The following is a 26310-nucleotide window of genomic DNA, read 5'->3' as shown; positions in this document are numbered from 1 at the left end:
ACATAAAAGGAGAGCTGTCATGGCGATCATTACCAGCGTTGCCCTCGTCCTTCTCGCGCAGGGCCCTGTTGCCACCGCGCAGGCCCCGGACACCGCGTTCGACGTCGGCTATGAAGAACTGGTGGCCAACGACAATGCCGCAGCGCGGCAGGCCATCGAGAATTGCGACGAACTGGCCGCGAACGATCCAGCACGCCTGATCAACCACGGTATCGCGCTCGCGCGGATGGGCAATTACGATGCGGCCCGCACCGAATTCGCTAGCGCTGCGAACATGCGCAGGAGCGTCGAGCTCGAGACTGCGACTGGCGAATGGGTCGATTCCCGCCGGCTTGCCCGCAAGGCGCTGGCCATGCTCGAGCAGGGCGAATTCGCACGCTATTACGCGCTATCGCTCCGCTGATCTTCGCAACGGCCGAGCCGCAGGGCCCGCCTTCCACAGGGAGGCGGGCTTTTTCATGCGGTCACCGGATCCAGCCCTCACTCATTCGCCGCTTCGTCACGTTCTTGTCATGAAACGTGCCCAGACGCGGTGGGACGGAGGGTGCAATGATTCTCGCACGCTGGGCCTTGGCAATCGGATTGTCCTGCGCCGCGCTTCCCGCCCTTGATGCAAGGGCGGATGTCTTGGAGATTGATGCGGACGGTGCGCGCTGGGTAACCGGCGCAGGCCGCGCGCAACCGGCTGCGCCAGATGAATCGATGACCTTTGGCACGGCCGAGGTCCCGGGCGACATCGTCGTGCCCGACATCGCCGTGGCGGACCCGGTCCGCCACGCGAGGCTGGTGCCCCAGGACTACCAGGCCAAGGTCGCCGAACTCGCCGGACGCTTCGATCTCAGCCCGACCTTGATCGAGGCGCTGGTGTGGCAGGAAAGCCGCTGGCGCGCGAATGCAGTATCGCCCGTGGGCGCGCGCGGACTGGCACAGCTCATGCCCGGCACGGCGCGCGATCTGGGCGTCGACCCCGACGATCCCTTCGCCAATCTCGAAGGCGGCGCGCGTTACCTGCGCGAACAGCTCGACCGGTTCGACGGCGATCTCGAGAAGGCGCTTGCCGCTTACAATGCCGGGCCCGGGCGGGTGATCCGCGCCGGCGGTGTCCCGCGCATCCGCGAAACGCAGCTTTACGTGGCGGCCATCATGGGCCGCCTGTCCGATCATTCACGGGAGTAATCAATTGAGTCGCAAGTTCACCCTTCCGGCAGTTCTGGCCGCCTTCCTGACGCCCAGCGCTGCTTTCGCGCAGGCTGCCGATCCCGCGGGTTCGGGGCCAATCGTCGCCGCGCTCGGCTGGCTTCAGGGCACGCTGCTTGGCAATGTCGCAACGGCGGTGGCAGTTATGGCGGTTGCCGCAGTCGGCTTCATGATGCTGACCGGCCGCCTCAACTGGCGTTTCGGGGCGACCGTGATCATCGGCGTGTTCATCCTGTTCGGCGCGGCATCCATCGTGGCCGGCATCCAGGGCGTGGCCGCGTGAGATGACCACGCTCGTGCGCCATCCCGTGCATCGTGCACTCACGCGGCCGCAGATGTTCGCGGGAGTGACATATAACTATTTCATCATCAACGGGATGGTGACGACCGAGGCCTTTCTGATCACCGGCAGCTGGCTGGCACTGCTGGTCTTCGCTGTCATGCACGGGATCGGATATTTCGCCTGCCTGCGCGAGCCGCGCATCTTCGACCTGTGGATCACCAAGGTATCGAAATGCCCGCGGGTGAAGAATTACCAGCGCTGGGGGTGCAATTCCTATGCCGCATAAGACCAAATGGATGGGCGCTGCCGCCTGGAGCGCGAAGGAAGCGCGGGCCGGCGACCGGCTGCCCTATCTCCGGCTGATCGACGAAAGCACGCTGCTGCTGCGCGACGGTTCTGTCATGACCGCGATCCAGGTTCCCGGGCTGCTGTTCGAAACCGAGGACAGCGAAGCGCTCAACGCGCATGCGGCCACGCGCGAAGTGGTTCTGCGCTCGACACTCGATGCGCGGTTCGTGCTGTACCACCACGTTATCCGCCGCCGCGTATCGGTCGATCTCGAAGCCGAATTTCCCGATCCGATCAGCCGGCATATCGATGCATGCTGGCGCGACCGGCTGGGTTCGGGCCAGCTGTTCGTCAACGACCAGTTCATCACGCTGATCCGTCGTCCCGCGCGGGGCAAAGCGGGCCTGGTCGAACGGGTCGGCAGGAAATTCCGCCGGCAGGACGGCGACCGGCTCGAACCCGATCCCAAGGACCTGCGCTCGCTGCGCGCGGCTTCGCAGGGTCTCGTCGCAGCGCTGAGCGCATATGGGGCGACCCCGCTGGGCGAATACACGGGCCCGCAGGGCAGCACCAATTCGGAAATGCTCGAACTGCTGAGCGCGCTTTACAATGGCGAAATGCGCCCGGTGCGCAAGCCAGCCGACGATGTCGATATCGGCCATATGCTGCCCTATCGCCGCGTGAGTTTCGGGCTCGATGCAATCGAAACGCGCGGCTCGGGTGCACCCGAATTCGCGGCAATGCTCGGGATGAAGGACTATCCCGAAGCGACTTCTCCGGGCCTGCTCGACAGCCTGCTGCGGCTGCCCTTCGAAATGGTGGTCAGCGAAAGCTATGCCCCGACCGAGCGACAGACCGCGCGCGAGCGGATGGACCTCGCAATCCGCCGGCTCAAATCGGCTGACGAGGAAGCCGCTGCCGAACGCGCGGACATGCTGGCGGCGCGCGATGCGCTGGGCAATGGCGCGGTCGGCTTTGGCGACCATCACCTGACCGTCATGGTCCGCGAGCGGCAGCTCGGCCAGCTCGATGACGCCATGGCCGCCTGCGCTGCCGCGCTGGCGGATACCGGCGCGATCGCAGTACGCGAGGATACCAATCTCGAACCCGCCTTCTGGGGACAGTTCCCGGGCAACGAGGCCTATCTCGTAAGGCGCGCGCTGATCTCGAGCGCGAACATGGCGAGTTTCGGGAGCTTGCACGGCTTCGCGCTGGGGCAAGCCCAGGGCAATCACTGGGGCGAGGCAGTGACGCTGCTCGAAACCACCAGCGCGACACCGTTCTTCTTCAATTTCCACCATGGCGACCTGGGCAATTTCTCGGTCATCGGACCTTCGGGTTCGGGCAAGACGGTGGTAATGAACTTCCTCGCCGCACAGGCGCAGAAATTCAGCCCGCGCACGATCCTGTTCGACAAGGATCGTGGCGCGGAACTGTTCGTGCGCGGCATTGGCGGACGCTACGACAGCATCCGCTCGGGCGAACCGACGGGGTTCAATCCGCTGGCGCTGCCCGACACGCCCGGCAACCGGGCCTTCCTGCGTGACTGGCTGGGCGTGCTGCTCAAGGCCGATGGTCCCGAAGAAGAGCAGACCATCGCGGCGGCGGTCGATGCCGCCTATGCCAACGATGCTTCGCTGCGCCGCCTGCGGCATTTCAGGGAACTGCTATCGGGCACGCGGCGTCCGCAACCGGGCGATCTGGCCGACCGGCTCGGCGCATGGATCGGCGCGGGTGAGGGGCCAGGGGGCGAACATGCCTGGCTGTTCGACAATTCCGAGGACCGGCTCGATCTTGGCGCGCGCGTCCTCGGTTTCGACATGACCGCGCTGCTGGAAAACCCGCGGCTGCGGACGCCGACCATGATGTATCTCTTCCACCGGATCGAGGAACGGCTCGACGGCAAGCCGACCATGATCCTGATCGACGAGGGCTGGAAGGCGCTCGACGACGAAGTCTTCGCTGCGCGCATTCGGGACTGGCTCAAGACCTTGCGCAAACGCAACGCGCTGGTCGGTTTCGCTACGCAATCCGCGCGCGATGCGCTTGAAAGCCGCATTTCGACGGCGCTGGTCGAACAGACCGCCACCATGGTGTTCATGCCCAACAGCCGCGCGCGGCCCGAAGACTATTGCGATGGTTTCGGACTTACCGAGCACGAACTCGCCTTGATCCGCACGCTGCCTGCGCACAGCCGCTGCTTCCTAGTGCGACAGCCCGATGCCAGCGTGGTGGTGCGGCTCGACCTGTCGGGCGCGCCCGAAGTGCTGACGCTGCTGTCGGGACGGGAAAGCTCTGTCCGCCGGCTCGACCTGTTGCGCGAAGCGCTGGGCGACGCGCCGAGCGAGTGGTTCCCCGCCTTGACCGGAACCCGGTGGCCGGGCGGCGCCAATGATGAAGGGGAGGCCGGGGTCGAGGCCCTGCGCCTCGCGGCCGAGTGAGCGTGAACTGCCAGCAAGCCGCCGATCAGGTCGGCAATGGCGTCGCCGCGGCGCTGCGCGGGGTCGACTGCATCGCGGGTGAAGCCAGCGCGGCGGCCTTCGGCCGGCTGTTCGCTCCCGGGGGATCACTCGGCACGGTGCTCACGCTCGTCCTGACGCTGTTCATCGTGCTTTTCGCGTTCGCGCTGCTGACCGGACGCACCAATATCGGCGTGCGCAGCCTCGTCCCGCGCATGATGACGCTGGGGCTGGTGCTGACCTTCGCCACCAGCTGGCTCGCCTATCAGAGCGTGGTGTGGAACCTCGCGGTTGCCACTCCCGATTACCTTGCCGGGGTTCTCAGCGGGACACGGGGCTCTGCCACCGATCTCTTCGCGCAGAAGATCGATATCGTGTTCCTCGCGGTGCAGGAAGCCAGCGCGGGCGCGCAGGATATCTCGACCTTTTCGCCTGCCGGGATGATGTGGTTCGGCGCGCTGCTGTTCATGCTCGGAACCGTGGGGCTGCTGGTAACCACCAAGATCGCCCTGGGCGTGCTGGTCGCGCTGGGTCCGCTGTTCGTGGTCATGGCGCTGTTCAACGGCACGCGGGGCCTGTTCACCGGGTGGGTCAAGGGCCTGACGTTGTGCGCGCTTGCACCGCTGTTCGCGGTGCTGGGTGGCAGCGTGATGCTCGAACTCGCCGTGCCGATCCTCGGTGCGCTGACCGCCACCCCCGGGCAGGTCGATCCGCAGGCCGGAATGGCCTTCTTCATGATCGGCGCGGTGCATGTCGCGCTGATGGCAATCGTGCTCAAGGTAGCGGGCGCGATGGTGGCTGGCTGGAGCGTGTTCGGCCTCGCGAGCGAGCGCGAGGAACAGTCCTCGACCGCCGCAGCGCCGCAGCAGGCCGCGCCTGCGGCTGCTCTCGCGCAGGCGCAGGCCGCCAGCCAAGCGAGTTCGCAGGCCCGCCGGATCGATGTTTCCGCGATCCCTGCCGCCTATGCCGCGAATGACAGTGGCGGCTCTGGCGGAAGCGGCGGTTCGCGCACGGTGAAGGTCTATGCGACCTCTTCCGGCCCTGCCCCGTCATCCCCCATCAGTTCCGCCCGTGCGCGCGGTTCCGGCATCGGAAGCCGGTTCAAGTCCGCCGCGCCGAAGGCCCTTGATCGATCCATGGAGAAAACCGCATGATCCGCGCGCTTATTCCCGCGTTCGCCCTCGCGCTGATGGCCAGCCCAGCCGCCGCGCAGGATGCTCGCCTCGTCGAAGTGCTGTACGACGAAGCCAAGGTGGTGCGTATCGATGGCCGCATCGCAGTCCAGGCGAGCATCATGTTTGGCGACGACGAGGTGATCGAGAATGTCGCCATCGGCGACAGCGCGACCTGGCAGGTGACGCCCAACAAACGCGCGAATATCTTGTTCGTCAAACCGCTCGAGCCGCGCGCCGCGACCAATCTGACGGTCGTCACCAGCAAGCGGACCTATCTGTTCGACCTCGTCGCCAGCCCGTCGGCCAAGCCGCTCTATCTGATGCGCTTCGCCTATCCGGAAGAGCTGGTGGAGGTGGCCGGAGCGCCCAACGCGGTGGAGCGGCAGGCCGCGGGCGATCCCTATGCCGTGGTCGATCCGGCGGATCTCAATTTCGCGTGGAATGCATCCGGCGATCCCGAACTGCTGCCCGAGAACACCTATGACGACGGGACTGCCACTTTCCTGACTTGGCCGGGCGGCAGAGAGGTCCCCGCAATCCTGGTGACCAATAGCGAAGGCGTCGAGGGGCCGGTCAATTTCACGGTGCGGGGCGATACGATCGTGGTCGACGGTGTGCCGCGCAGCATCGTTCTGCGTTCGGGCGAAGACAGCGCCGAACTGGTCAACACCGGCCCCCAGCGGCCCGCGAACAGCGCGGGTGCCAGCCCCGCTTTCGCCGCGAGAAGGAAGTAACCCATGCGCCTTGCCATGCGCCTGCCCGAACAGAAGCCCGGCGATAGCGGGGCCGCCAACGATATCGATCCGCGCGAGGGCAGCGATGCCGAGGTCATCGACCTTGCCCAGCGCAACGCCTTTCCCGTGGTCGCACGTCCGGCGGGCAAGTCCGATGCGCTTGGCCTGGTGGCGGGGATCGCGATCGTCGCGGGTCTCGGCCTTGTGACCATGTGGAGCATGAATTCCGCGCGCATCGCGCCGAGCGAGGGGATAGGCGGCGGCCAGCAGGCGCCGGTCGAAGCCGCATCCACGGTGCCGCCGCAAGCGGCCCCGGCGCCGATCGCGCCGCAGGTTGCCGCCGCGCCCATTGCCCGGCCCGATCCCGCACCGCAGCCCGTGCTGTCGGCGCAGCCGCAGCCGGGACTTGCCGCCAATCCCTATGCCAGCCCCACCGTGGTGTTCGATGCCGGCAACGCCCCCGCTACTCTGGCACTGGGAGAGGCAAGCGGGGCCGGCGAAGCGGCCGGAAACGGAACTTCCGGCAACGGCGCCAGCGATTTCGCCAGCCGGATCGGCGGTGTGGGCGGGGCGCCGGCGCAGGCCAAGGCGATGGGCAATCCCACTACCACGGTGACGCAGGGCACGCTGATCCCGGCGATCCTCGAAACGGCGATCGACACCAATGTCCCGGGCTATGTCCGCGCCGTGGTAAGCCAGGACGTGCGCAGTTTCGACGGGACCAAGGTACTCGTCCCGCGCTCGAGCCGTTTGATCGGTCAGTACCAGTCGGGCCTGCAGAACGGCCAGAAGCGCGCCTACGTCATCTGGACCCGGCTGATCCGTCCCGACGGAGCCTCGGTCAATCTGGCTTCGCCCGCGATCGGTTTCGACGGGACCACGGGTCTTGCGGGCAAGGTTTCGGGTGACGGTTTCTTCAGGCGGTTCGGTTCGGCCCTGCTGCTGTCGGTCGTCGGCGGCGTCGGCTCGCTCGCCACCGGCGGTGCGGCAGGCGTGCTGATCGGCGGGGCCAGTTCCTCGGCCGCGGCCACTGCAGCCCAGCAGGACGGCCAGCGCGGGCCGACCGTGCGGGTGCGACAGGGCGAACCGATCCGCATCTTTACCGCGCGCGATCTCGATTTCTCTTCGGTCAGCTGATCCGGAAGCCCTGCCGTGAGCGCCGACATCCACCCTTTCCAACCCGACGGACAGCCTGAAGTGGATGCCCCGCCGGTCGATCTGCACGGCGAACGCAGCGTCTATCTCGACGCCTATCTCGCGCCATTCCGCGAGTGGCTCGAATGCGACACGGTGACCGAGATCCTGGTCAACAGGCCGGGCGAGGTCTGGGTCGAGGATGCGGCGCGGGGCGGTATGCACAAGGTGGTGCGGCCCGATATCGACGACCGGCTGATCCAGCGCTTGGCCGAACAGGTCGCGCGGGTCAGCCACCAGGGGATCAACCGCGAACATCCGCTGCTCGGTGCGACGCTGCCCGGCGGCGCGCGCGTCCAGTTCTGTGGTCCGCCCGCGGCGCGCAAGCACTGGGCCATGGCGATCCGCCGCCATCGGCGGCTCGACCTGCCGCTCGATGCCTATGACACCGGTCCGCTAAGGCCGCAGGGGCGGGGCGCCATGCCCGATGCGCAGGCTCAGCCGATCGCCTTTCTGCGCGAGGCGATCCGCCAGCGGCGCACCATCCTCGTCTCGGGTGGGACAAGCACCGGCAAGACGACGTTCCTCAACGCCATGCTCGGCGAAATCCCGCGTCACGAACGCGTCGTGCTGGTCGAGGATACGCCCGAGCTCAGGTTGCCCGGCGAAAACGGCGTCGGGCTGGTCGCGGTCAAGGGCGAACTGGGCGAAGCCAAGGTCACCGCCAACGAATTGCTGCAGGCCGCGCTGCGCCTGCGCCCCGACCGCATCGTGCTGGGCGAACTGCGCGGTGCGGAAAGCGTCAGCTTCCTGCGCGCGATCAACACCGGCCATCCGGGCAGCTTCTCCACCGTCCACGCCAACTCGCTGCGGGGCGCGCTCGAGCAATTGTCCCTGATGGTCATGCAGACGGGAATCGGGCTGACACGGAGCGATACCATCGCCTATGCGGCCAGCGTGATCGACGTGTTCGTGCAGCTTGGACGCGATGAATCGGGCAGGCGCGGCATTATCGAACTGGCCGAAAGCCATACTCTCGTCTGACAGCGGTATTTTTGTACACACCCTGCGCAGCGTCGAGTGCCGTAGCGTCAATGATCGCTCGGCTAGCGTCTCTAAAACAACACTCGCCAAAATTCGCCGTCCTTTTGCGCAACAATCATGCGCTCGTGCTTGCGTGCATACGAATGTGTGTTAGCAATACGCCATAAGCCGCAAAGACGGCACATGGAGAGGAGAGGGTTAATGAGGGTAAGGGCTTCCCTGCTCGCGGGTATCTGCGCGAGCGCTATTTCGTTCCCTGCATTTGCGCAGGACGCTGCCGAGGATGGCTTCGATGATCCGCGGTTCGATAACAACGTGATCATCGTTACCGCGCAGCGTCAGAACCAGTCGCTGCAGGAAGTGCCGATTGCAGTCAGCGCGTTCGACAGCGAGGCGCTCGAGGCGCAGCAGATCGAAAACGCCAGCGATCTCCAGCTTACGCTGCCCAATGTCTCCTTCACCAAGTCGAACTTCACCAGTGCGAGTTTCACGATCCGCGGGATCGGCGACCTTTGCGTGGGCGTGACTTGCGATAGCGCGACTGCGATCCATACCAACGGTTCGCCGCTGTTCGGCACGCGCCTCTTCGAAACCGAATATTTCGATCTCGAGCGCGTCGAAGTCCTGCGCGGCCCGCAGGGCACGCTGTTCGGTCGCAATGCGACTTCGGGCGTGGTCAATGTGGTGACCGCCAAGCCCGAACTGGGTACTTTCGGGGCCGCTGCCGAATTCGAATACGGCAATTACAACAGCATCAAGGCCAAGGGCATGGTGAATGTGCCGCTCGGCGACACGCTGGCCTTCCGCGCGGCCGGGTTCTATCTCAATCGCGACGGGTTCACCGACAACCTCTACGACAACTCCGATATCGACGGACGCGACATGTATGCAGTGCGCGGATCGTTGCGCTTCGAGCCCACCGCCGACACCACGCTCGACCTTATGGCGTTCTACTTCCGCGAGAACGACGACCGGTTGCGGATCCAGAAGCAGGCCTGCCAGCGCGACCCTACCGGTGTGCTGGGCTGCCTTAACAACCGCCGCGATTTCGACAGCACCAATGCCAATTCGACGCTGGGTTCGGTCCTGTCTTCGGTAGAACTGTTCCGCATCCAGGGCATCCCCGAGGCGCTGGCCCTGGGCAGCGTCTACGGACCCGACGGATACGCCAATTTCGACGAGCCCAACGATGTGCGCACGGTCAACACCGCGTTCACGCCCGAATACTTCGCCGACGAATTGCAGTTGCAGGCCCATCTCGATCAGCGGATCGGGCCCATGAACCTGTCGCTTACGGGAATATATCAGGAAACCTCGGTTGATTCCCGCCAGGACTACAACCTCGGTATCCTCGATCGCAGCGGTTATGCCGGCGCCCTGAACACGCTGGCTTTCTTCGCAGCGAACGGAATTCCCACGGGCGTACCGGCCCAGCCCTTCGTTCCGGGGTCGAACGCCTATTTCGCGCCGATCGCAAACGCGCTGATCCCGAACGGGCCCAACGGCGTGCTGTGCACATCGGATAACGATGCGGGCAATCTGGGGGCGTTCGAGGGCAATTCGATCTGCGCCGATGTTCCGCTGGCCTTCGACCGGTCGAGCCAGGAGCAGACCTCGTGGTCGGGCGAGGCAATTCTTTCCAGCGATTTCGACGGACCGTTCAACTTCCTGCTGGGCGGTATCTACGCCGAATCCGAAGTCGGCGAGAACAGCTATTACGTCAACAACTTCGGGCTGGACTACGCCAGCGCGATCCTCGGGACATTCGCGGCATTCGGGGCAGGGGCACCGCCATCCTACCTCGCGACGTCGATGTACCGGAACAACACGACCGACTTCAAACTGGAAAGCTTCGGCATCTTCGGCGAAGTCTATGTCGACATCACCGACCGGCTCCAGTTCACGGGCGGCATCCGCTACAATGACGACAGCAAGAGCGTTGCCGCGCGGACGACCTACGCAAGCTTCCTCAATCCCTTCGGCAATGGCGAACCGTTCACGTCGCCATTCGTCGGAAGCTTCGATGCGGACGCCGGGACACCGGGGAACCAGTTGTTGCAGCAACGCGAAGTCAGTTTCGACGCGATTACCGGGCGCGCGGTCCTCGACTTCGCGATCTCGCCCGACAACAATCTCTATTTCTCCTATTCGCGCGGCTACAAGTCGGGCGGGATCAACCCGCCGCTGTCACCGGTCTTCGCAGTTTCGGAAAGCTTCGATTCGGAGAAGATCGACGCTTTCGAAATCGGTTCGAAGAACAGTTTCCTGAACGGTGCGGCTCAGGTGAACCTCACGGGGTTCTACTACAAGTACAAGGGCTTGCAGCTTAGCCGCATCGTCGCTCGGACTTCGGTCAACGACACGATCGATGCCAATATCTGGGGCGTCGAGCTCGAGACCATCCTGCGGCCCAGCTACAACTGGATGGTCAACATGAATGTCAGCTACCTCAATGCGAAGGTGGCAGGCGACCAGTTCTTCAGCAATCCGCGCGATCCGGGCGGCGGCGATCCCGACGCCGTGATCATCAAGGACTTGTCGAACGGCTCGCTGTGCGCGGTGACCGGCGCGGGGGCCAACGCTTTCGTCGGGGCGGTGAACGCCGGACTGGGACTGCAGGGCCCGGCCGCCTTTCCCGCCGACGGGGGGATTGCCTCGACCGGTGCGTTCAGCATCTGCAGCGTGCTCGACGCGCAGACCGCCAACCCGGCTTTCGCAGCTCTGGGTCCGATCGACGTGCTGAGCCCGGGCGTGGAGGTCAATCTGAGGGGCAATCGCCTGCCTCAGGCGCCTGAATACAAGGCTTCGGTGGGCGTGCAGTACACTGCCGATTTCGACAATGGCATGTCGCTCGTCCCGCGGTTCGATCTGGCCTATACGGGCGAACAATACGGCAATGTGTTCAACGGCAACGTCAACCGGATCGAACCGTTCGTCCAGGCGAACGCCTCGATCACGCTGAACGGGAACGACAACCGCTGGTTCGTACGCGGTTTCGTGCAGAACATCTTTGACAGCGACTCGGTAACGGGCCTTTATGTCACCGACGCTTCGTCGGGCAATTTCACAAACATCTTCACGCTTGATCCGCGGCGTTACGGCATCGCGATCGGGGCGAAGTTCTAAGCTACCCGCAAGAGCGGGGGGAGAGGGAAGGGGCGGCCTGCGGGTCGCCCCTTTTTCGTACCGACTACAGTTGCTGAAACGTCAGAGGTGGTCACCTCTCACTCGACCAGCGCTTTCTTGGTATCAAGATTTCAACCCCTTCCAGCGGATTGCCGCGCAACCGCAGCAGTACCGTCTTGATCGTTCTTCGGGGCTCGCCCCGCTCTCAACCCCGCGCGAGATCAGATACGCGACTATCTCGAACTCGGTCTAGCTCATGAAAAGGCTATCTGCCGCGTGCAACTCCTCGCGCAACTCGCTGAAGTTCTTGATGATGCTGCTGTGGTCCAGCGCGCCATGCTAGGTCGCATGAGGAGAGGTGTTGTCCTCGGTCAGCGCGCCGTGGGGCCCACCGGGTGTGCGCGGTACCAATGTCGCCGGAGCGGATCGCTGGGCGAGTTCGACGATCAGATAAACATGCTTGTCCTGAGCCCGGCGATGCATGAGATCACCCGGATCGATCGTGCACAGCCCGGCACCATCGTGGACGCGGCATTTTATCCCCCTACAGCTATCGACCCAGCTGATCCGCAACAAATCCTTGTCCACGATGCCGGTAATGCCGCAAGTAGCCTAGTCCGCCTTCAATGCCGAAATATACAGTGGGCCGACGCTCTCACGGCAACTGCAGCCGTAGCTAGAGCTGGCTAGCCTTTCGACTCGCGCGCTGCTGCTCTCGCGCTTTCTTAGTAAGAGTTCTTGCGATCTCAAGATACCGAGCGTCAAGCGCAAGACCCGTGGATGCGACCATCTTGGTCAGAATTATCGAATGAGTTAGTAGTGCATGGTCCTTTCTAGCGGTACGCAATATGGTAAGGCGGCGGGGAAGCGGCGGATGACCAATCGGGTTTGTCCGGTTTGAGATAGCGCCATCGCCTGTATCATCAAATGGATCTGCTCACTGTCATGGCTGATTCGGTCTTCCGGCAATTTCTCGAGACATCCCAACTGTTGCTGTGCTCGAGCGGCAAAGAGGTAAAGCCCGGGGCCTCGTCATCGACTGCAGAGGGTGGTGTTGCCGTGATTCAAGCGGCGCATCTCGGACACCGTAGAAATTTGCGAAGGGGTTACAACGCGCGCCGCAAGCGCAACATTGGCTTCCAACATAGCAAACTGAAGCGGATCAACCAGTCAGAAATCCACGGTTTTCTGGCGCGTTGGATCTGTGAAAGAACGGTAGTGATCCCGCTATTCTCTCTGGCAAATCACTAGGCTAAGCAGCGTTTATAGGTGGCTTGGCCTCCCGGGTGTCTCACACGTCTTTACGGTGCGATTCCCACCATCTATAGCCCACCAAGAAACATTCTACGGAACCTCTGTCCTATGCGTCATTATTTCGCCCTGTCTGCGGCTGCGCTTGCGCTCGTTGGGTGCGCAGGCCAAGCGCCGATACATTCTACACCAGAGCTAACCGTCTTCGAAGGTCGGACGGAGATGCCGACCCCAAATCGCGGTGATCTTATTGCTGAGGACCGCTTGGCGCTGGTCGGGCCGCTGGATACCATATCCGTCAGCGTTTACGGTGTTCCTGAGCTTAGCCGGGAAATGCAGGTCGATGCGGGCGGCCGTATCGCGATGCCGCTGATCGGCGCTATAGATGCGGGCGGGAAAACCGCCGCAGAGTTGGCTCTCGATATCGAGGAACAATTGTCAGGTCGGTACGTGCGCAATCCGAACGTCACGGTGAACATTGTCAGTTCGGTTAGTCAGGTCGTTACCATTGATGGTCAAGTGGTCGAGCCAGGGCTCTATCCCGTGACCAACCAGATGACCTTGTTGCGCGCGGTGGCGTCTGCTCGCGGCCTTGCCGAATTCGCAGACGAGGATGATGTCGTCGTCCTGCGCACGGTGCAAGGTCAGCGCATCGCAGGCCTTTATAATATCGAAGCGATCCGCCGTGGCCTCTACGATGATCCACCGATCTACGCTAACGATCTTGTGGTAGTTGGCGACAGCCCTCAGCGACGTCTATTCCGCGATTTCATCAGCGTGGCGCCATTGCTTGTTGCGCCCATAGTTGCTGTCTTGCGGAGATAGGTTGGAGCAATGAATATTCTTTCTTCTTATTCCGATCGCGAGCAGCAGGTCGATGAACCTCGTTCACCCAACTTCATCGGGGCGGTCAACAGCGGGCCGTCCATTTTGGGGCAGTATCTACGTGTCGCTCGGAGATGGCGGTGGGTAATTGCTGGGGCGGTTTTGGCTTCCGTCTTATTGGGTGTTGTGTTTACGCTACTCATGACGCCGCAATATACGGCCGTGTCGACTATCGAGATTTCCCGCGAGGCCGATCAGGTCACGAATATTGAGGGGGTTGAGAGCGAAGCGAGTGTCGCTGATCAGGAGTTCTACCAAACGCAATACGGGCTGCTGCGCGCGCGTTCACTGGCAGAGCGCGTGGCGGCCGAATTGGGGTTGGTTGACCGCCCGGAATTTTTCGAAATGTTCCGCTTCGATGGGGCGGATAATCCGGCGTTCGAAATTGCCAATGGCCGATATCCTGCAGAAGGTCGCGCACAGCGGCAACGCGAAGCGGCTAGAATTTTGCTCGACGAAGTCGACATTGATCCCACTCGTCTGTCTCGCCTCGTGGATATTAGCTTCACGAGCCCCGACGCTCGGTTTTCAGCCCAGGTTGCGAACGCTTGGGCGGAGAATTTCATCGAAATCAACCTTGAACGCAAGGTTCAGTCGACATCATACGGTCGCAAGGCGCTTCAGCGCCAGCTAGCAGAGTATAAGGACAGGCTTGACGAATCTCAGCGCCAGCTCGTCACATATGCCTCTAATCAAGAAATCATTAATCTGCCCTCTCAGTCAGCAGTTAATGGTTCAAGCACTCAGGAACGCTCGATTGTCGTCGACAACCTAGCAGCACTCAACGCGGCGTTGAACGACGCTACCGCAGATAGAATCGCTGCGGAGGCTCGCTTCCGCCAAGAAGGCGGAAGCGGCAGTTCCGCAGAGGCTTTAGGCAATTACACCATTAATAGTTTGCGGCAGAAGCGTGCGGAACTCGAATCTGAATACCAGGAGTTGATGGTACGGTTTGAACCTGGCTACCCTCAAGCCCAGTCGCTTCAGTCGCGTATAGATGAACTTAGCCGTGCACTTGAGCGCGAAGAAGCTCGTATATCGGCTTCAGTGGAGGCAGAGTACCAGCAGGCGCTTGCTCGCGAAGGTGCGCTTCAGCAGCGTGTCAGCTCACTCAAAAGCGACTACCTCGATCTGCGCCGTCGTTCAATCCAGTACAACATCTTTCAGCAGGAGGTCGATACAAACCGGGCGCTGTATGATGGTCTATTGCAGCGATTCAAGGAAATCGGTGTTGCGGCGGGGGTTGGCGTCAACAATGTGGCTATCATCGACACCGCCACGGTGCCAAAGGTTCCATCCAGTCCTCAGTTGCTGCTCAATGTCGTCATTTCGCTTCTAGTAGGCTTTGGCCTTGGCACTGGTTTGGCGTTCGCACTTGAACAGCTGGACGAAGCAATCGCGGATCCGTCCGAGGTTGAGCACCGGTTGGGCCTCCCATTGCTTGGCTCTGTACCCAAAGTCGACGATGGTGGAACGCCCCGCGATGCTTTGCTTGATCGCAAATCGGAACTGGTCGACGCATACATTGCTGTCCAGACCAATTTGGCTTTCACGACGGAGCGCGGAGTTCCCCGCTCTTTCTCGGTGACTTCTACGCGGCCGGCCGAAGGCAAGTCGACCACCTCGCTGGCTCTGGCTACCATGTTGGCGCGGTCCGGAAAGCGCGTCATCCTTATCGATGGGGACATGCGTTCGCCTTCGGTCCACCATTTGGGCAACGTGGGCCACGATCATGGGGTGAGCAACTTCCTTGCTGGCGACGACAACTACGAGCCATCCATTTTCCACATGGATGACCTTAATCTGGATGCGATGAGCGCTGGCCCGATCCCGCCGAACGCAGCAGAGTTGTTGACCGGCACCCGGATGCGTCAGTTGATTGATCATCTTCATGAAAACTACGATCATGTGGTTGTCGATTCCCCGCCTGTGATGGGGCTTGCGGACGCTCCGCTCATCGCCGGCCATGTTGACGGCGTCATTTATGCGGTGGAATCGCATGGGATACGTTCGAGCCAAGTGAAGACCGCTCTCAGCCGCCTCGCTGCGGTGCGGACGCGGATCTGCGGCGCCGTGCTGACCAAGTTCGAGGCTCGCAAGGCTCACTATGGCTATGGCTACGAGTATGGGTATGGCTACGGGCGCGACGTGGAGACCGAGACAGCCTGATGGGCCGGCGAAGGCGGAAGCGGGGGCTCAAGTCCGAATTTGCTCGGCGTTCGAGACGCGAATGGTCCATTCGCATTGGCTTGGCGTTCGGCGCTCTTGTCTTTGGCTATTTCAGTACAGCGCATAGTCTGGCCAATGTCATTGCCAAAGTGGACCCAGCGACCGCCTATGCGATAGCGCCCGGTAACGGAGTTATTGCTGCCAAATACGCGCAGGAAGCTTTCACGATCGCCCCCACTATGGAGGCAAACTCAAAGCCTGCTGACCTTGCACGCCGCGCTCTGCTAGCCGATCCCACCGCGGTAGAAGCATTAACAGTGTTGGGGTTTCAGGCGCAACTGCGTGGCGAAGTCGCACGCGCGGATCGCATATTTTCGTATTCTACCGCACTATCCCGGCGCGAACTGCGGCCACGCATATGGGCGATCGAAAAGGCTGTTGATCGAGGCGACGTAGCCGATGCACTTCGCAATTACGACATCGCATTACGTACATCGAACAGCGCGGCAGGAGATTTGTACCCCACGCTTGCAGCGGCGTTGTCCGAGCCCCGAATTCGCGCGGACCTGCTGACGATCTTGGCAAAAGACCCGGTCTGGGGTGACGGCTTCCTCGCCTATGCGGCGACCAGTGGAGTTGAGCCGGAAGGTGCCGTTGCTTTGTTCCGCGAAGGACGGAAGGTTGGTTTAGAAGTGGGTGAAGACCTGGGCTCCGCTCTTGTCAATGTCTTGGTGTCGCAGAATAAATTCGAGAATGCTTGGGCATATTACAAAAGCTTTCATCCTCGGGCGCAACGCAATCGGTCTCGCGATCCCGGCTTTGCCATGCAAGCAAATGATAGAGCGGCGTTTGACTGGAGAGTGGGTCACGACGCCCGGCTTGGGGCTGCAATCTTGCGCGACGGGAAGGGCGGCCTCCTCGATTTTTCGGTTCCACCTAGCACGGGCGGCCAGCTGGTAAGTCAAACTCAGTTGTTGCCCGCCGGTAAATATCGTCTGGTGGGCCGCAGCAGAGGTTTGGACCAACCCCGAACGTCACGGCCCTACTGGGTGCTTACCTGTTCCGACGGCCGCGAGATGGGGCGTTTCTCAATGCCCAACTCGGACGAGCGGGGTGGGCGTTTTGCTGGGCAGTTCACAGTTGCGCAAGACTGTGACGCCCAAACCTTGTCTTTGGTTGCCCGTGCGTCAGACGACATCATGGGTGTGACCGGACAAATCTTACAGGCGCAACTGTTGCCGGTGCAGTTGCCGGAAGGGAGCCAACCGTGAACCACTTGACTTCCGCCAAGCAGATCATGGCATTCACGATTTCGGCGCTGAGCGTACCCTTAGCGGCACAAAATGTGCCGATCGATCCGAATGTGCGTCAAACCGAGGAACCCGCGCAGAACCAAAACGATGGTCTTGGCGACACCGGTCGGACAGCGGATACTGGTGTAGGTGAGGTGGGCCAGCGGCAAATCCAGCGTGGTACGCCGGAGGCAGTTTCTCCTCTGGGGCGTATCAACAATCGCGTCGAAAACCGCGTGCAGAACCGTATTCGGAACCGGATCGATCGCAACTACGATCCCACGGCCAATGCCACAGCTCCGTTCGAGCGTGCGGAGCGCCGCGCACAGACGGTAAAGCAGCGACCAACAGCAGGGCCTCAATAGGCTGCTTCGCTAGATCCGTTCGTCGCCGTTACGATCAGAATTGAGGTCATTCATACAAGATCTCGCAGACACCCCATCGCGAACCGTGCGCGGTCTTTTGCTTCGGGATAGGCTGCTTCGACGTCGGTCCGTGTCTTTTCGCGCTCTTCGGTCGTCAGGCCCACACCAGCACGATTCTGGTAAATGGCTTTTGCCTTTTCGAAGACCTCGATTTGCTCTGACGTTAACAGATCGGTGTTCTCCAACCGCTCACCAATCGCTTCCAGTGCGAGGTTGCAGAGCATGGCTTCGTATTGGGGCGTCGCGTCAGCGCGCTCGACGTTGCGACCGATCGATAGCGCTTGGGCCACTCGTTTGTCCTCGGCACTAAACTCGGCCTGCGAAGGCTGCTGCTTCTCGACATCGGTCGCAGCAGAGCAAGCGGTAAGCATCAAAGTCGCAGCGGAAGCCAAGCTGGCACGTAAGACGGATTGGATCATGCGGCTTCCATACGAAGAATCTGGGGTCCCGCCAAGCGACCTAACCGGTCCGAGCCCATTGCCAGAAAAAACTTGCGTGACCTCGGTGCCGCCATGGCAACTTGTGAAGCAGTCCAGAGGTTCGCTGTGACAAACCCGCATGGTTAACGCGCCGTGCCGGCTTGTTCACAGGCTTTGCACAGGCGTTAACGGTTCTCCCCAGCGTGGATCGCCGCGCGGATTGCCAAGCCGGGTCCCGGTTCTGCATTCCGTACCCATGACGGCCACGGGACAGCTTCGATGAGGGCAGCGGAAGAGCGCTACGACACGGATCAGGACGCAGCGCCGCTCGACATGCTGGCTGCGCTGTTCCGGGCGCGCGGCTGGCCATGCGAGACGACGGCGAACGAGCTGTGCGGCGAGATCCAGGGAAGCTGGACCAATTACCAGCTGCGCGGCATCTGGCGCCCCGAGGACCTCGTCCTCCAAATCCTCTGCCTGCCCGACATCCGCATCGGCAAGGACAAGCGCACGCAGGCGCAGGAGCTGGTCAGCCTGGTGAACGAGCAGATGTGGCTTGGCCATTTCGACATCTGGTCGAATGGCGGCGTGCTGCTCTACCGCAATGGCACGATGCTGGGCGACGACGGCATGCTCAGTCTCGACCAGGCGCAGGCGCTGGTCGAAATCGCGGTCGAGGAATGCGACCGGTTCTACCCGGCGTTCCAGTTCGTGCTGTGGGGCGGGCGCACGCCGGCAGAAGCGCTCGAAGCGGCAATGGTGGATGCCGCCGGAGAGGCGTAAGGCGCTGGGGTTCGGGGTTAATCCGAATTAGCCGTGCGAATTCCGGTTTCGCTTGAAATCGCGCGCCAAAGTGCCGATATTCTTCCCAGGAGCAGCGCGTATCACCGCGCCGCCAAAAGGAGTTGCAGACACATGGCCAATTGGAACGACACCGACCAGAGGCAGGGCTTCGGCTCGGTGCCACGCGCTGGCGACGCCGTTGCCAGGCAGGAAACCTTCGATGCGGGCCTGCGCGCCCACATGCTCAAGATTTACAATTATATGGCTTCGGGCGTGTTGCTGACCGGACTGGTCGCCATGCTGACCGCGCGCAGCGGCTTGGCGCTGACCTTCGCCAGCGGTCCGCTGATGTGGATCGTTGCGCTGGCGCCGCTGGGCTTCGTCTTCGCGATGAGCTTCGGCGTCAACAAGTTCAGCCAGGCTACGCTGCAGCTGATGTTCTGGGCCTTCGCCACAGTGATGGGCCTGTCGCTGTCGACGATCTTCCTCGTCTATACGGGCGAAAGCATCGCCGCGACCTTCTTCGCCACGGCAGGGGCCTTCGCCGGTCTCAGCCTGTTCGGCTACACCACCAAGAAGAACCTGCAGGGCATGGGAACTTTCCTGGTCATGGGCGTGATCGGCCTGATCATCGCCAGCGTGATCAACATCTTCCTGCAGTCGAGCACGCTGACGCTCGCCGTGAGCTTCATCGGCGTGCTGATCTTCGCCGGCCTTACCGCCTATGACACGCAGCGCCTGAAGCGCGAATATCAGTACCTGCGCGGTACCGAATTTGCCGGCAAGGCCGTGATCATGGGCGCGCTGAGCCTGTATCTCGACTTCATCAACATGTTCCTGTTCCTGCTGCGCTTCATGGGCAGCCGCGAATAAACCATTCGTCGCAAACAGGAATCGTTTGAACGTGCCCGGGGCGTAACCAGCGCCCCGGGCATTTTCTTTGCCATTGCCAAACGCTAGGCAGTTTTTCTTCATCCCCCGTCAACCGATGACGAGGCAGGATGATCGCCTTATTTTCCGAGGAGGGTCACGCGTCATGAACCGCGGTTCGAACATCACCATTCGCATGGCGGCCGTGGCTGCCGGCATCGCCGTCCTGGGCGCCTGCGCCACCCCGCCGCCGCCGCCGCCCCCGCCGCCGCCGGTGGTGGAAGCGGTCCCGATCCGTCCGCAGCCCCCGGGCCAGGCATCCTATGTGATGACCATCCCCCGCGTGAACTCGCTCGGCCAGCGCGAGACTGTGCACCTGGGGATTTCGGACGACGAGAAGGTGTGGCACTTCCGTTCGGCCTGGAATGTCGCGGCGCTCAACTGTCTCGATCCGCAGTACCAGCCGATCCTCGACGCCTACAGCAGCTATATCTCGGACCATGCGCGCCCGCTCAAGCGGGTGAACGATCGGATCGATGCCGAATACCGGCAGGAACACGGCGCCCGCCGCGCCGGTATCCAGGCGCGCGAAAGCCAGATGACGATGGTCTACAACTATTTCGCGCTGCCGCCCGCACGGGCGGATTTCTGCCGCACCGCACTGGGCGTGTCGCAACAGTATCTGGCGGCCGAACAGATCGATCCGATTGCCTTTGCGCTGGCCAACTTCCAGACGTTCGAAGGCCCGTTCGAGCGGTTCTTCGTGGCCTATGAGGAATACCAGCGGGAATCGGCGGCATGGGATGCGCGCTACGGCGATCGCTATGGCTCTTCCCAGCCGGGATACGTCGCGGTCAAGAACGCCTATGGCTACCAGGCGCCGCAGCCGGGTTCGGATCCCGCGACGCTGACCGCTACGCCGCTGCAGGAAACCAAGGTTGTCGATCCCGATACAGGGGCGCAGATCCCCGTAGCGCCGGTCGACGAAACGCGTTCGTCGCTGCCGGTCGTGCAACCTATTCCCAGCGACGACAATTCGAACTAGTTTCCGCAAAGATGATCCTGCGAGGCGCGCCGTTCCCCGGTGAACGGCGCGCCTTCGTTCGTATTGGCAAGCACCGCCTTGCGCTCGCGCCTACGCCCATCACCGCCAGCAATGTTTGCCCCTGGCGCCGGCCGCGCCTATCGGCACCGCGATGGACCTGCAGACAATCGTTACCGAGACATGGAATGCGCTGGCCGATGATCGCGGCAGCGGCAATCCTGCGCGCTATATCCCCGCGCTGGCAGCGGTCGACCCGCGCAAGTTCGGCATAGCCATCGCCACGCCCGACGGGCGCGTGGCTGCCGCAGGCGATGTCGACGAAGCCTTTTCCATCCAGTCGATTTCAAAGGTCTTCGCACTTGCGCTCGCGCTCGAGCGCGAGGGATCGGCGCTATGGGACGCGGTCGGCCGCGAACCGTCGGGCGATGCCTTCAATTCGATCGTCCAGCTCGAGAAGGAAAAGGGCATTCCGCGGAACCCCTTCATCAATTCGGGCGCGATCGTGACGACGGACCGGTTCATCGGCAACCGCGGCGTCGACGCAGCGGTGCGCGACCTGCTCGATCGGCTGCGCCGCATGGGCCGCAACCCGGCGATCACGTTCGACGAGGACGTGGCGCGCAGCGAGAGCGAGGCGGGCGAACGCAATCGCGCGCTGGCGTGGTTCCTCGCCGATTTCGGACGTCTGCTGAACCCGGTGGAAGAGGTGCTGTCGGTCTATTTCCGCCAATGCGCCCTGTCGATGAGCTGCCGCCAGCTAGCCGAAAGCGCGCTATTTCTTGCCTTCGATGGCAGCGACCCGGTGACCGGCCAGCGGATGTGTTCGGCCAGCCGGGCGCGCCGCATCAATGCGCTGATGCTGCTGTGCGGCCATTACGACAATTCGGGGCAATTCGCTTTCGAAGTCGGCTTCCCGGGCAAATCGGGGGTGGGCGGCGGGATTCTCGCCAGCGTTCCGGGCCGCGCCGCGATTGCCGTGTGGTCGCCCGGGCTGAACCGCGCGGGCACCAGCCTGCTGGGCGCGCGGGCGCTTGCCGAGATTGCCCAGCGGACCGGCTGGTCGGTCTTCAGCGGACCGCTTCCCGAAGGCTAGAGCGCGCCGAAGGTCCAGCCTTCGGTGCGGGCGATATCCCGCGTCAGCCGCGCCGGTGCCCAGCGCGTCCGATCGCTTGCGACGCGGCGAAGCCACGCGGCGGTGAGCAGTGCGTCGGACGAATGGTCCTCGATCGCGCCCCGTCCGGCCACGGGCGGGCTGCCGAGTCCGGCCAGCGCGGAATTGAGGTCTTCGAAGCTGCGCATCTTGGCCTTTGCCGCGCTGCGCCCGGATTCCAACGCGGCGAGGCTGGTGTAGATTTCGACGACCAGCGAGCCGTGTCCCGGATCCGGATCGACCGGCCAGACGGGCAGGTGCCCGCGCAGCCGGTGCAGCACGCGCATTCCCGTCAGGCTGGACTTGCCCACCTGCGCCGCACCGACGAGGTTGAAATTCGAATAGGGCTTGCAGCCCATCTCCGCCTGAGCCTGTTCGGTGACTCGGAAACGCCCGCGTCCATGCGCGGCACCGTCGCAACCGAAATGCACGCCCGTATCCCGGCCATTGCGAAAATAGGGCGCGAACCCGGGATGGTCGACAAAGCTTTGCGCGCCCAGATTGGGATCGCCGGCGCAGATATCGTCGATCAGCGCCCATAGCGACGGGGCATCGGGCAACAGCACGTCGCGGCGGGGGAAATAGGCCCCGCAATCGGCGAAGGGCAGCGCAATCCCCAGATCCATCCCGACCAGCGTATCGTCGGGCAGGTCCTCGCGCAGCAGCGCCAGCACGTCGCCGCGCGACCAGCCACGGCCCCGTTCGACCAACACGGGCGGGCCCCCACCGGCATCGGCCAGCGCCAGCGCGATGCCCTTCTGTACCGGCCCTTTTGCGCCCGACCAGTCGATCGCCAGGAAGTGCCTAAAGCTGCGCACGGTCGCGTCGCAGCTTGTCCCAGTAATCGAGCCGCTTCTTCACCTCGCGTTCGAAACCGCGTTCGACCGGTTGGTAATAGCTTTGCGGCTCCATTTCCTCGGGCCAGTAATCGTCGCCCGAGAAGCCTTCGTCGGCATCGTGATCATAGGTGTAGCCCGAACCATAGCCGATGTCCTTCATCAGCTTGGTGGGCGCGTTGAGGATGTTTTGCGGGGGCATCAGGCTGCCCGTTTCCTTCGCCGATCTGAAGGATGCCTTCTGCGCCTTGTAGGCGGCGTTCGACTTGGGCGCGGTTGCGAGATAGATGCAGGATTGGACCAGCGCCAGTTCGCCTTCGGGACTGCCGAGAAATTCGTAGGCGTCCTTGGCGGCCATGCATTGCACCAGCGCCTGCGGGTCGGCCATGCCGATGTCCTCCACCGCCATGCGGACCAGTCGCCGTGCGAGGAACCGCGGTTCCTCCCCCGCGGTCAGCATGCGCGCGAGGTAATAGAGCGAGGCCTGCACATCGGACCCGCGGACCGCCTTGTGCAGCGCCGAAATGAGATTGTAATGGCCTTCCCGGTCCTTGTCGTAGACCGCGACGCGGCGCTGGAGAAATGCCCCCAGTGCCGCGGGATCGAGCGGTTCGGGGAGCTGGGCGTTATACAGCGTTTCGGCCTGGTTGAGCAGGAACCGGCCATCGCCATCGGCGCTGGCGACCAGCGCATCGCGCGCCTCGGGGGTCAGCGGCAAGGGCCCCTCGAGCGTTTCGCCGCGGTCGAGCAACAGGCCCAGCGCTTCCCGGTCGAGCCGCTGCAGGATCAGTACCTGCGTCCGGCTGAGCAGAGCGGCGTTGAGGGCGAAGCTGGGATTCTCGGTCGTCGCGCCGACCAGCGTCACCGTCCCGCGTTCGACGAACGGCAGGAAGCCATCCTGCTGCGCACGGTTGAAGCGGTGAATCTCGTCCACGAACAACAGCGTGCGCTGGCCGGCCTGCGCAGCCTTGTCGGCAGCCGCGAAGGCTTTCTTGAGATCGGCCACGCCGCTGAACACGGCGCTGACGCTTTCGAAGCGCATGCCCACGCTGTCGGCAAGCAGCCGTGCGATGGTGGTCTTGCCCGTACCCGGCGGGCCCCACAGGATCATGCTCGACAGGCGCCCGGCGGCGACCATCCGGCCGATTGCGCCCTCGGGACCGGTGAGGTGATCCTGTCCGATCACTTCGCCGAGGGTGGCGGGACGCAGGCGATCGGCCAGCGGTGCATCTTCGCGCGGCGTATCCGGCGCTGCGCTGTGCGGGAGGTCTTCGGGAAAGAGATCGGCCATTGGTCGGCTGACATAGGGTGTTCGCCGGAAAATTGCAGGGGCGACTTGCATGGCGCCTTTAAAGATATATCGTAGATCTATCGAAGATAAGGCAAGGATAGCGATATGAACAAGGCACACAGGCGCCACGGCGCGCGCAGGCGCGGCTGGCCGTTCATCGCGGCGATGATGGCCGGGGCGGAAGCGCAAAGCGGGTTCGGTGCATCGGCGCGCTTCGGCGGCTCCGACTGGGGATTCGATTTCGGCCCGCGCAAGGGCGAACGCCGCCGGCGCATGTTCGGGCCGGGCGAACTCAGGCTGGTGCTGCTCAAGCTCGTCGCCGACGAGCCGCGCCATGGCTATGAGCTGATCAAGGCGATCGAGGAACTGACCGAAGGGGCGTATGCCCCGAGCCCGGGGACGATCTATCCGACGCTGTCGCTGCTCGAGGACGAGGGCGCGATAGCGCCGACTCCCGGAGACGAGACCCGCAAGGCCTACCAGGCCACCGATGCGGGGCGGTCCGAACTGGCGGAACGCGCGGATGAAGTGACGGCGCTGTTCGAGCGGCTGTCGGGTCATGGCACTCATCGCCGCGCCTATGCCACGCCCGAAATGTTCCGCGCGGTCGGCAATCTCGCCAGCGTGCTCAAGAACCGGGCGCGTTCGGGAAAGCTGGACGAGGACACGGTGCGCGAGATCGTCGATCTGGTCGACGACCTGGCCAAGAAGATCGAGCGGCTCTGACCCCTGCCATTTGGCGATCCGCGGGAGACGGGCTAGGCTGCGCCCGCGGGTCGCGATGGGGGAGGGTTCGGACATGACGGACACCACACACACGCCCTGGCACCTCTGGGTGGTGGGCATAGCGACGCTGCTGTTCAATGCGATCGGCTGTTACAGCTACCTGATGACGCAAACGGGTAGCTTGGCCGAACTGGGCATGACGCCCGAACAGATCGCATATTTCGATACCTTCCCGGCCTGGGCCGATGCGGCCTGGGCGCTGGGCGTGTGGGGCGCGCTGCTCGGGTCGATCCTTCTGCTGCTGCGCCGCAAGCTGGCCTTCGCCGCGTTCGCCGTGGCGACCGTGGGGCTGATCGCGACGACCTATTTCGAACTGCTGGTCTCGCAGATCCCCGACAGCCTGCAGAACCCGCTGCTGATGGCGGCGATCTGGATCTCGACGCTGTTTTCGCTGTGGTATTCGCGCTGGATGAGCGCAGCAGGCGTGCTGCGCTAGCGGGCGGCGGCGCGTGTTTCGATCAGCCGCAGATAGGTGTCGACCACCGCCTGGTTGATCGCGTCCCACGTATAGGCGCGCGCGACCTGTTCGCCATTGGCACCATGCAGCAGGCGCAGGTCGTCATCGGTGCAATAGGGCGCCAGCGCCTCGGCGCAGGCGGGGGCGAAGACATCGGGCTTGCCCGGCGCGACCAGACGGCCCGTGCGCCCGTCGTCGACCAGGCTCGCCGCACCGGTGGCCCCGGCGGCCACCACCGGCAATCCGCAGGCCATTGCCTCCAGCGTGACATTGCCGAAAGTCTCGGTGATCGACGGATTGAAGAAGATATCGCCGCTCGCCAGCGCCTTGCCCAGATCCCTGCCGGTCTGGAAGCCGGCGAAAATGCCGCCGGGCAACGCCTTTTCGAACCATTCGCGCGCGGGCCCGTCGCCGATTACCAGAACCTTGTGCGGGACCTGGCGCTTGCGCAATTGCACGATCGTTTCGGCAAAGACGTCGAGCCCCTTTTCCATCACCAGCCGGCCGAGGAACACGATTGCCACATCGTCATCGGCCAAGCCGTGCGCGCGGCGCCATGCATGATCGCGTTTGGACGGATCGAAGACCGTGCGGTCGACCCCGCGCGACCAGATCGAAATATCGTCATGCATCGCCTGCGCGGTGAGTTCGGCGATCTGGCTTTGCGATGGCGCCACCAGCGCATCGCAGCGCTGGTAGAAGCGGCGCAGCATGCCTTCGACTAGCGGTTCGAGGAAACCGAGACCGTAATAGCGCGGGTAGGTTTCGAACCGCGTATGGACCGACGCCAGCACCGGGATATCCTTCGCGCGCGCCCATTTGAGCGCGCCGTGCGCGGCCGGATCGGGCGATGACAGATGCACCATATTGGGCGCAAATTCGGCCAGATCGGCGCGCACGCGGTCGTCGATGCGCAGCGGCAGGCGGTATTCGCCGCGGCCCTTCACCGGCATGCGGACGTTGGGAATGTCGACCAAGTCGCCGGTCGCGGGGAAATCGGGTTCGGCCACGACCGGGGCATAGACGCGCAGCGCCGCGCCCTGCCTGAGCAGGAAGCCTGCCAGGCGGTTGAGCGCCTGGTTCGCGCCATCGCGAGTGTAATTGTAGTTCCCGCTGAACAGCGCGATGCGAAGATCGGTCACATCCATTGCGCGGCGCTTTAGGGAAGATGGCCGATGCCGTCCATCGGCTTGCAGCGTGATTGTAACCGC

Annotated in this window: 26 protein-coding genes; 21 read left to right on the top strand and 5 right to left on the bottom strand. The window is 63.2% G+C overall.

What is annotated here, in order from left to right; genetic code table 11:
* The first annotated feature begins 19 nt into the window (after positions 1-19).
* The 10 genes from GRI55_RS11805 to GRI55_RS11760 all read left to right on the top strand — a co-directional run bounded on the left by GRI55_RS11805 (position 20) and on the right by GRI55_RS11760 (position 11440).
* Entirely contained in the window at positions 20-403 is a 384-nt protein-coding gene (locus GRI55_RS11805; RefSeq protein WP_160767283.1) for a hypothetical protein, read from the top strand.
* Between the two features lie 146 nt (positions 404-549).
* The gene (locus tag GRI55_RS11800) at positions 550-1176 is read left to right on the top strand and encodes a lytic transglycosylase domain-containing protein (RefSeq protein WP_063507087.1); all 627 of its coding nucleotides are present in this window, start codon (positions 550-552) and stop codon (positions 1174-1176) included.
* A 4-nt stretch (positions 1177-1180) separates the two neighbouring features.
* Positions 1181-1480, top strand: coding sequence for a TrbC/VirB2 family protein (locus GRI55_RS11795; RefSeq protein WP_156488709.1), 300 nt, complete (start codon positions 1181-1183; stop codon positions 1478-1480).
* A 1-nt stretch (position 1481) separates the two neighbouring features.
* Positions 1482-1766 (top strand): VirB3 family type IV secretion system protein, encoded by a 285-nt coding sequence (locus GRI55_RS11790; RefSeq protein WP_050600125.1) that lies wholly within the window; start codon positions 1482-1484, stop codon positions 1764-1766.
* Positions 1756-4209 (top strand): VirB4 family type IV secretion/conjugal transfer ATPase, encoded by a 2454-nt coding sequence (locus GRI55_RS11785; protein ID WP_160767282.1) that lies wholly within the window; start codon positions 1756-1758, stop codon positions 4207-4209. The genes GRI55_RS11790 and GRI55_RS11785 overlap by 11 nt, the downstream gene beginning before the upstream one ends.
* Positions 4210-4211: 2 nt before the next feature.
* Positions 4212-5381, top strand: coding sequence for a TrbL/VirB6 family protein (locus GRI55_RS11780; RefSeq protein ID WP_307019041.1), 1170 nt, complete (start codon positions 4212-4214; stop codon positions 5379-5381).
* Positions 5378-6136, top strand: a complete 759-nt coding sequence (locus GRI55_RS11775; RefSeq protein ID WP_160767280.1) for a TrbG/VirB9 family P-type conjugative transfer protein — start codon at positions 5378-5380, stop codon at positions 6134-6136. The genes GRI55_RS11780 and GRI55_RS11775 overlap by 4 nt, the downstream gene beginning before the upstream one ends.
* 3 nt (positions 6137-6139) lie before the next feature.
* On the top strand, positions 6140-7273 hold the full coding sequence (locus GRI55_RS11770) for a TrbI/VirB10 family protein (RefSeq protein ID WP_237452505.1): 1134 nt from the start codon (positions 6140-6142) through the stop codon (positions 7271-7273).
* A gap of 15 nt (positions 7274-7288) precedes the next feature.
* Entirely contained in the window at positions 7289-8314 is a 1026-nt protein-coding gene (virB11, locus tag GRI55_RS11765; RefSeq protein ID WP_160767279.1) for a P-type DNA transfer ATPase VirB11, read from the top strand.
* Between the two features lie 201 nt (positions 8315-8515).
* Positions 8516-11440, top strand: coding sequence for a TonB-dependent receptor (locus GRI55_RS11760; protein WP_160767278.1), 2925 nt, complete (start codon positions 8516-8518; stop codon positions 11438-11440).
* 339 nt (positions 11441-11779) lie between these two features.
* On the opposite strand, the gene GRI55_RS11755 is transcribed toward GRI55_RS11760, so the two are convergent.
* Positions 11780-12028, bottom strand: coding sequence for a hypothetical protein (locus GRI55_RS11755; protein WP_160767277.1), 249 nt, complete (start codon positions 12026-12028; stop codon positions 11780-11782).
* A 339-nt stretch (positions 12029-12367) separates the two neighbouring features.
* Between GRI55_RS11755 and GRI55_RS11750 the strand changes: the two genes are divergently transcribed.
* From GRI55_RS11750 to GRI55_RS11730, 5 genes are all read left to right on the top strand, one after another.
* Positions 12368-12691, top strand: a complete 324-nt coding sequence (locus GRI55_RS11750; protein WP_237452504.1) for a hypothetical protein — start codon at positions 12368-12370, stop codon at positions 12689-12691.
* A 111-nt stretch (positions 12692-12802) separates the two neighbouring features.
* Positions 12803-13516, top strand: coding sequence for a polysaccharide biosynthesis/export family protein (locus tag GRI55_RS11745; RefSeq protein ID WP_237452503.1), 714 nt, complete (start codon positions 12803-12805; stop codon positions 13514-13516).
* Between the two features lie 9 nt (positions 13517-13525).
* A complete protein-coding gene (locus GRI55_RS11740) occupies positions 13526-15745 on the top strand; it encodes a GumC family protein (protein ID WP_160767275.1) in 2220 nt (739 codons plus the stop codon).
* A gap of 80 nt (positions 15746-15825) precedes the next feature.
* A complete protein-coding gene (locus tag GRI55_RS11735) occupies positions 15826-17016 on the top strand; it encodes a hypothetical protein (protein WP_160767274.1) in 1191 nt (396 codons plus the stop codon).
* On the top strand, positions 17013-17402 hold the full coding sequence (locus GRI55_RS11730; protein ID WP_157052089.1) for a hypothetical protein: 390 nt from the start codon (positions 17013-17015) through the stop codon (positions 17400-17402). The genes GRI55_RS11735 and GRI55_RS11730 overlap by 4 nt, the downstream gene beginning before the upstream one ends.
* A 50-nt stretch (positions 17403-17452) precedes the next feature.
* Here the strand turns inward: GRI55_RS11730 and GRI55_RS11725 are convergent, their stop codons facing one another.
* On the bottom strand, positions 17453-17881 hold the full coding sequence (locus GRI55_RS11725) for a hypothetical protein (RefSeq protein WP_160767273.1): 429 nt from the start codon (positions 17879-17881) through the stop codon (positions 17453-17455).
* A gap of 279 nt (positions 17882-18160) precedes the next feature.
* Here GRI55_RS11725 and GRI55_RS11720 point away from each other — a divergent pair, with 279 nt between their 5' ends.
* From GRI55_RS11720 to GRI55_RS11705, 4 genes are all read left to right on the top strand, one after another.
* Positions 18161-18664: a type III secretion system chaperone family protein gene (locus GRI55_RS11720; RefSeq protein WP_063506248.1), complete on the top strand. Its 504-nt coding sequence runs from the start codon at positions 18161-18163 to the stop codon at positions 18662-18664.
* Positions 18665-18796: 132 nt separating this feature from the next.
* Entirely contained in the window at positions 18797-19537 is a 741-nt protein-coding gene (locus GRI55_RS11715; RefSeq protein WP_050599875.1) for a Bax inhibitor-1/YccA family protein, read from the top strand.
* A gap of 163 nt (positions 19538-19700) precedes the next feature.
* On the top strand, positions 19701-20579 hold the full coding sequence (locus GRI55_RS11710) for a hypothetical protein (RefSeq protein WP_228135226.1): 879 nt from the start codon (positions 19701-19703) through the stop codon (positions 20577-20579).
* A gap of 151 nt (positions 20580-20730) precedes the next feature.
* Positions 20731-21672: a glutaminase gene (locus GRI55_RS11705; protein WP_160767272.1), complete on the top strand. Its 942-nt coding sequence runs from the start codon at positions 20731-20733 to the stop codon at positions 21670-21672.
* Here the strand turns inward: GRI55_RS11705 and GRI55_RS11700 are convergent.
* Positions 21669-22547, bottom strand: a complete 879-nt coding sequence (locus GRI55_RS11700) for a hypothetical protein (protein WP_160767271.1) — start codon at positions 22545-22547, stop codon at positions 21669-21671. The two genes, GRI55_RS11705 and GRI55_RS11700, sit on opposite strands and share 4 nt — an antisense overlap.
* On the bottom strand, positions 22534-23856 hold the full coding sequence (locus tag GRI55_RS11695; RefSeq protein ID WP_160767270.1) for a replication-associated recombination protein A: 1323 nt from the start codon (positions 23854-23856) through the stop codon (positions 22534-22536). Before GRI55_RS11695 ends, GRI55_RS11700 begins: the two co-directional genes overlap by 14 nt.
* A gap of 105 nt (positions 23857-23961) precedes the next feature.
* On the opposite strand from GRI55_RS11695, the gene GRI55_RS11690 reads away from it, so the two are divergent.
* Both GRI55_RS11690 and GRI55_RS11685 read left to right on the top strand, forming a co-directional pair.
* A complete protein-coding gene (locus GRI55_RS11690) occupies positions 23962-24582 on the top strand; it encodes a PadR family transcriptional regulator (protein WP_237452502.1) in 621 nt (206 codons plus the stop codon).
* 73 nt (positions 24583-24655) lie between these two features.
* Positions 24656-25078: a hypothetical protein gene (locus GRI55_RS11685; RefSeq protein WP_237452501.1), complete on the top strand. Its 423-nt coding sequence runs from the start codon at positions 24656-24658 to the stop codon at positions 25076-25078.
* On the opposite strand, the gene GRI55_RS11680 is transcribed toward GRI55_RS11685, so the two are convergent.
* On the bottom strand, positions 25075-26247 hold the full coding sequence (locus GRI55_RS11680) for a glycosyltransferase family 4 protein (protein ID WP_160767268.1): 1173 nt from the start codon (positions 26245-26247) through the stop codon (positions 25075-25077). The two genes, GRI55_RS11685 and GRI55_RS11680, sit on opposite strands and share 4 nt — an antisense overlap.
* Positions 26248-26310 lie beyond the last annotated feature (63 nt).

Source organism: Qipengyuania citrea (assembly GCF_009828015.1).
Classification (GTDB): domain Bacteria; phylum Pseudomonadota; class Alphaproteobacteria; order Sphingomonadales; family Sphingomonadaceae; genus Qipengyuania; species Qipengyuania citrea.
This window is presented reverse-complemented; position numbering and strand designations above follow the sequence as displayed.